Here is a 6460-nt window from a genome sequence, read left to right on the forward strand (position 1 = left end):
GTGAGTCAGAGCACCTTCACCGCTTTGACCATGTCCGGGGCCAGCTCTTCATGGGCGAGGATGGAGAACCCCAGCCGCTTGCTGACGTTCTGCATGGCGCGGTTGCCCGCGAGGATGTCCGCGACGATTCGGTGCATGCCCCACGCGCGGCCCACCTCCACCAGTCGCCGCAGCATCTCCGAGCCCAGGCCCTGGTGCTGCACCTCGTCGCTGATGAGGATGGCGTACTCCGCGTCGCGAGTCCCCCGCAGCCGCGTCAGTCGCCCCACTCCCAGAATCTCCCCGCCGCGCCGCTCGGCCACCAGCGCCATCTCCCGCGCGTAGTCGTTGAAGCAGATGCGCGCCAGCCGCTCGTGCGCCACACGCGTACTCAACTGCATCAGCCCCGCGTAGCGCAGGAACACCGTCTGCTCCGAGAGCGTCCGATGGAAGCGCTCCATCTTCGGCTCATCCTCTGGACGGATGGGCCTGAGCATCAGCTCCTCGCCGCTCTTCATCCGGAACGGCGCCACGTACTGTTGCGGATAGGGCTCGATGGCCAGTGGGGGCAGCTCCGCTTCCGTCACGTCCGGAGGATGCAGCACCACGCGAGCATCCAGCACGAGCAGCCGCTCCGGCGAGGCCAGCAGGGGATTGATGTCCACCTCCTTCACCAGCCGCTGCTCGACGACGAGCTGCCCGAAGCGAACGAGCAGCCGCTCCAGCTCCGGCAGGTCCACCGGCTTCGCGCCGCGCACGCCGCGCAGCGCCTGGAGGATGCGGGTCTGCTCCATCATCCGCCGCGCGAGCGTCGTGTTCAGTGGAGGCAGCCCCAGCGCCCGGTCCTTGAACACCTCCACCAGCGACCCACCCGCGCCGAAGAGCAGCACCGGCCCGAACTGGGGGTCCAGGCTGCTGCCTACAATCAGCTCGTAGCCTCCCAGCTTCACCATCGGCTGGACGGTGACGCCGTCGAAGGCCTCGACCTGCCCCAGCTCCACCAGTCGCTCACGGATGCCTCGGAACGCCGCGCGCACCGCCTCCGCGTCCGGCAGGTCGAGCCGCACGCCTCCGACGTCCGTCTTGTGCGTCACCGTGAAGGAGTGGAGCTTGAGGACCACGGGATAGCCGAGCGCCTCCGCCTCGGCCACCGCGCCCTCCTCCGTCGTCGCCAGCCGCGTCTCGACGGTGGGGATGCCGTAGGCGGCCAGGAGCTGCTTGGACTCGTGCTCTGTCAGCAGCGTGCGCCCTTGCGCGCGCGCCGCGTCCACCAGTCGCCGAGCCACGTCGCGCCCGCCCGTGGGCTCCTCCGCCAGCGTCGGCGTCTCGTACAGGCCCACGAGGTTGTACGAGTAGCGCCACATGTAATTGAAGATGCGCGCGGCCGTGTCGGGATAGCCGAATGTCGGGATGCCCGCGTCGTTGAGGATGCGCTCTCCCGCCACGACTTCCGAGCCGCCCATCCAGCTCGCCAGCACCGGCTTGCCGGACAGCTTCGCGTAGGGCTTGAGCCGGTCCGCCGTCTGCGTGGGCTCCGTCATGTCCTGCGGGGTGAGGATGACCAGGAGCCCGTCGCTGTTGGGGTCCTTCCCCGCCACCTCCAGCGCCTTCGCGTAGCGCTCCGGGTCCGCGTCGCCCAGCACGTCCACCGGATTGCCGTGACTCCACTGGGGCGGCAGGAAGCCATCCAGCGCCTTGCGCGTCTCGTCGCCGAGCACCGCCAGCTCACCGCCGCCCGACACCAGCGCATCCGTGGCGAGCACCCCCGGCCCGCCCGCGTTGGTGACGACGGTGAGGCGACGGCCCGCGGGGCGCGGCTGCTTCGCCAGCGTCTCCGCCATGTAGAAGAGGTCGGAGATGGAGTCCACGCGCAGCACGCCGGTGCGGCGGAACGCGGCGGTGAGCACCTCGTCGCTGCCCGTCAGCGTGCCCGTGTGCGACGCGGCGGCCTGCGCGGCCTGCGCCGTGCGCCCCGCCTTGATGACGATGATGGGCTTGGTGAGCGCCACCTCGCGCGCGGCCGACAGGAAGGCCCGCGCGTCGCCGATGGACTCCATGTAGATGAGGATGGAGCGCGTCATCGGGTCATCAGCCAGGTAGTCGATGAGGTCACCCCAGCCCACGTCCAACATGGAGCCCACGGAGACGAAGGCGCTGAAGCCCACCGACTCGCGCAGGCTCCAGTCGAGGATGGCGGTGAGCAGCGCGCCGCTCTGGCTGATGAAGGCCACGTTGCCCGGCCGCGCCATCGACCCGGCGAACGTCGCGTTGAAACCCGTGGGCGGACGCATCACCCCCAGGCAGTTGGGGCCGATGATGCGCATCCGCGCCGCCTGGGCAATCTGGAGAATCTCCCGCTCCAGCTTCGCGCCCGCTTCCCCCGTCTCCTTGAAGCCCGCGGAGATGATGATGGCGCCCCGCACGCCCAGCTCCGCGCACTCGCGGATGACGTCCGGGACAGCCGGCGCGGGCGTGACGACGACGGCCAGGTCCACCGGCTCCGGCAGCGAGCGCAGCGATGGCCACGCGCGAATGCCCAGCACATTGGGACGCTTCGGGTTGATGGGGTAGACGGTGCCGCCAAAGGGATTGCTGATGAGGTTCCAGAGGACGGTGCGCCCCACGCTGCCCGGACGCTCACTGGCCCCCACCACCGCCACGCTGCGCGGCTTGAAGAGCACATCCAGCGGCTGCCGGGTGCCCTGCTGGTGCAGCACATTGTAGGAAGGGTCCGACTTCCGGGGGCCAGGCGCGCGCTCGTCCATGAGGACATCGTCTTTGAAACGACGCGCGCGCACACGCAAGCGCTTCGCCCGACAACCGTGCGGCAGCCGTCATCCGTCCGGCCCCATTGCTCAGTCGAGGCCTCTCTTGCCCTCGGCCCAGTACGCTTTCACCTTCTGCCCGGCGTGAGCCACTCCACTCGCGCGGAGCTGACTCCTCACGGCCTGGATGGCGTGCGCCCGCCCCGTCAGGACCAGGTGCGCGCCCCGCCGACGCTCCAGTGCCGTCCGCAGCCGGGCCTGCACGTCCGCGAGGTGCGCCTCCCCCGACTGCTTCTCCACCACGGAAGCACCCGCGAGGCCCAGCTCCCCCAACACCCCTTCTGACTCCGCGCGCGAGGAGACCTCGAACACGTACTCGACGTCCGCCGAGCCCGCCTTCAGGTTCTTCAGCGCGTGAGCGACGGCGAACGACGTCTCGTCCCCGAAGAGGACCACCGGCCCGGGAAGGGACGGGAGCGCGATGGAGCCTCGCGGCCCGAAGAACTGGCAGCGGTCACCCACCTTCACGCCGCGCCCCCACCGCGCACCGGGACCGTCCCCGTGCAGGTAGACAAGGAAGCGCGTGGACCCCAGCGTCGAGTCCCAGCCCAACGGCGTGTACGTCCTCATGCCCACGTCCGGGATGAAGACCTGCACCTTGTCCCCCGGGCTCCACTCGATGTCCCGCAGGCCCTCGCCCACCAACTCCATCCAGCGGAAGTGCGGTGACACGTCGCGGACCTGTCCCACGCGCGCTTCCGTGAAGAAGAACCGACCCAGCAGCCCGCTGATGATTGCCTGCCCCGACGCCATGCTTCTCTCTCCACGTGTGGTGACAGCCGCATCCTCACTCCAACCCTCCCCCTTGGGGATGAACTGAGATGACGCGGCCGTGAAGAAGTGTGAAGCTGATGAAGCGCGGACGCGCACCGACAACGCGTCCCCGCGCATGGCGACGTCGTGGCCCGCCTCCCCCGCAGGCAGGTGCTGTCTCCTGGACAGACTCGAGGCCCCACCCGTGTATCGGAACGGTGCAGAACAAACACCTGGGCATGCCCGAACCGTCTGATTGCCATGCCCCAATCACAACCAAAACCCCAGGAGTCACCCGTGTCTCTGACCTCTCCCAGCGCAGCGCCGAAGCTGCGTCATTACATCGCCACGTTCAAGGAGCGTGGCAATCACATCAAGTCCAGCAGGTACCTCAACGCCCTGATGGGGGGTGACTTCGAGCAGGCGGACTTCGTGGAGACGCAGGTCCACATGCGCTTCGCCGTCGCGAACTTCTCGCGCCCCATGGCCCTGCTCATGAGCCGGCTCCCGGACCTCTCCGACCGGCTTCCCATCCTCGAGAACGTGTTCGACGAGCACGGGCGGGGAAAGCTCGGCGATGGCCACGACAGCACCTTCCGCCTGCTCCTGGAACGACTTGGCGCGTCGCGCGCGCAGGTGGAGAAGTGTCGTCCCTGGCCGGAGATTCTCGCCTACAACACGTCACTGGCAGGCACGGCCTGTTTCGAGTCCGTTCACTTCGGCATGGCCGTCTTCGGAATGATCGAGGACTTGTTCGGGGAGGCCGCGTTCGTCACGGGCGAGAGCATCGTCAAGCGCGGCTGGCTTCCGAAGGACCGTGTGGTCCACTACCCGCTCCATGCCACGCTCGATAACGAGCATGCCGAAGGCTTCTACCGGTATCTCGACGCCCCCTATGAGTCAGACCCGAAGGCGGCCCTGGACATCGAGCAAGGTCTGGCATTGGGCGCCCATCTCATCATGACCTTCTTTGACGACCTCTACCGGGCGAGGCATCGCCGCGCGAACTGACCCGGCGCGGCGATGCACGAGGAGCAACGCGCACGGCGCTACGCCGCGGCCGTGCGCGCCTGCTCCAGCGCGGGCTTGAGGACCTCGCGCGCCCACTGAGCCAGCGTGGTGGACGTGGTGGTCTCCGCCGACCGGGGCTCGGCCGCGTCCATCAGCCCCTTGGGGATGGCCTCGTACATCTGCACGTAGAGGTCGACCATGAACCCGGGCAGGCCCATGCCCAGCATCGCCTTGCGCGCGTCGTCGAAGGAGACCTGCACATAGCGCACGGGACGCCCCAGCTCTCGCGAGAGGATTTCCACCACCTCCGCGTACGTGAGGTCCTGGGGCCCGTGGACGCCGACATACCGGTGCCCCTTCCAGCCCGCGTCCAGCAGCACGTCCGCCGCCTTGTGCGCGATGTCCGCCGTCGCGACGAAGGGCGCCCTGCGCTCGGGGGAGGTGGTCAGGAAGAGGGAGCTCGCGTTCAAGAGCGACGGCAAGTCGCGCAGGAGATTTTCCATGAAGTAGCCCGGACGGAGGATGGTGACGTCGGCGACGGCGGCCTTGAAGGCCTCCTCCACGCCCTTCAGCACACTCACGGGCCCCGTCCCCGGGCCCGACTGCGCGCCGACGCTGGACAGCACCACCACCCGCTTCACGCCGTGCTGCTTCGCCTTCTCGGCCGCCAGTCGCGCCATGCCCTGGGTCCAATCGGCGAAGTCCGGCCGCATGGCCGGCGGCGTCAGCCAGAAGACCGCCGAGGCTCCCGCGAAGGCCTTGTCCAACACGGCCGCGTCGTCGGAGGACCCCTCCACCACCTTCGCGCCCCGCTTCGCCAGGTCCGCCACCTTCTCCGCGGTCCGGCTGATGACGGTGATGGACTGCCCCGCATCCAGCAGCCGCAGGGCGAGGTTCCGGCCAATGTTTCCATTCGGGGTGTTGATGACGACGCTCATGGACGCCTCCAGTGACTTCGAGATGGGCCTAGAGTGTCCCTCCCCCCAACATGAGGCCACTGCATGTTACTCATGCGCTCATGAGCAAGTCGCATGTCGCCAAGGGCAAGGGCCGCGCCCCGGCACCCCGGAAACCTCGCCCCACTCCCGCGCCGAGCCAGCCGTCGAGCACGGGGTTGGACCTGGCCGGCATCAACCTCAACCTCGTCGTGGCCCTGGATGCGCTGCTGACGGAGGGCAACGTCACCCGGGCGGCCGCGCGCGTGGGCATCACCCAGTCCGCCATGAGCCATGCCTTGCGGCAGCTCCGGGAGCAGCTCGGTGACGCCCTGCTCATCCGGGGCCGGGGCGGGATGATTCGCACCCCTCGCGCCGAGCAGCTGGCAGCCCCCCTCCACCGGGGACTGCTGGAGGTCCAACGCGCGCTGCGCAACGAGTCCGTCTTCGAGCCCCGCACCTCGGCCCGGCGCTTCACCATCGCCTCGGGTGACTACTTCGCCGCCGCGCTGCTGCCCGCCTTGCTGGAGCTGTTCGACAGCGAGGCGCCCCGGGTGGACCTCACCATCCGCCCCCTCGTCATCCCCCAGGCGGAGGCCCAGTTGGAGAGCGGCGAGGTGGACCTCATCATCGCCGCCTTCCCGGACCCCAGCCCCGCGCTGCGCCAGGTGAAGCTGTTCACCGAGGACTTCGTCTGCGTGGTCCGGCGCGACAACCCTGTAGTGAAGCAGGGGCTGGACCTGGAGACGTACCTGAGCCTGCCCCACGTCCTCATCAGCCCCCGGGGCGAGGGGGCGGGCGCCGTGGACATGGCGCTTGAAAGACTGGGCCGCAGTCGACGCATCGGCCTGCGGCTCCCCTACTTCCTCACCGCCGCCCTCTCCGTGGTCCGCTCCAACCACGTCCTCACCGCGCCTCGCAGGCTGGCCGAGCTCTTCGTCGACCTCTCCCCCCCTG

5 protein-coding genes are annotated in these 6460 nt (G+C 69.0%); 2 read left to right on the top strand and 3 right to left on the bottom strand.

Features of this window, described 5'->3' with window-relative positions; all coding sequences use genetic code 11:
• Window positions 1-5: 5 nt before the first annotated feature.
• Window positions 6-2744 carry a bifunctional acetate--CoA ligase family protein/GNAT family N-acetyltransferase gene (locus tag HUW62_RS26980; protein ID WP_163864958.1) on the bottom strand — a complete coding sequence of 913 codons (2739 nt, stop codon included), beginning with the start codon at window positions 2742-2744 and terminating at the stop codon, window positions 6-8.
• A 90-nt stretch (window positions 2745-2834) separates the two neighbouring features.
• Window positions 2835-3557: a siderophore-interacting protein gene (locus tag HUW62_RS26985; RefSeq protein ID WP_163864957.1), complete on the bottom strand. Its 723-nt coding sequence runs from the start codon at window positions 3555-3557 to the stop codon at window positions 2835-2837.
• Between the two features lie 297 nt (window positions 3558-3854).
• Here HUW62_RS26985 and HUW62_RS26990 point away from each other — a divergent pair, with 297 nt between their 5' ends.
• Window positions 3855-4568 carry an iron-containing redox enzyme family protein gene (locus HUW62_RS26990; protein WP_240356297.1) on the top strand — a complete coding sequence of 238 codons (714 nt, stop codon included), beginning with the start codon at window positions 3855-3857 and terminating at the stop codon, window positions 4566-4568.
• 38 nt (window positions 4569-4606) lie between these two features.
• On the opposite strand, the gene HUW62_RS26995 is transcribed toward HUW62_RS26990, so the two are convergent.
• Entirely contained in the window at window positions 4607-5506 is a 900-nt protein-coding gene (locus HUW62_RS26995; protein ID WP_163864955.1) for an NmrA family NAD(P)-binding protein, read from the bottom strand.
• Window positions 5507-5586: 80 nt separating this feature from the next.
• Between HUW62_RS26995 and HUW62_RS27000 the strand changes: the two genes are divergently transcribed.
• A partial coding sequence (locus HUW62_RS27000) for a LysR family transcriptional regulator (RefSeq protein ID WP_176436024.1) occupies window positions 5587-6460 on the top strand: 874 nt, incomplete at its 3' end.

The organism is Myxococcus sp. AM011 (assembly GCF_013372595.1).
Lineage (GTDB): Bacteria > Myxococcota > Myxococcia > Myxococcales > Myxococcaceae > Myxococcus > Myxococcus eversor.

Excerpts from the sequence above, each read along its gene's own strand:
- HUW62_RS26995 (WP_163864955.1), bottom strand. The coding sequence starts at position 5,506 with ATGAGCGTCGTCATCAACACCCCGAATGGAAACATTGGCCGGAACCTC.
- HUW62_RS26985 (WP_163864957.1), bottom strand. The coding sequence starts at position 3,557 with ATGGCGTCGGGGCAGGCAATCATCAGCGGGCTGCTGGGTCGGTTCTTC.
- HUW62_RS26980 (WP_163864958.1), bottom strand. The coding sequence starts at position 2,744 with ATGGACGAGCGCGCGCCTGGCCCCCGGAAGTCGGACCCTTCCTACAAT.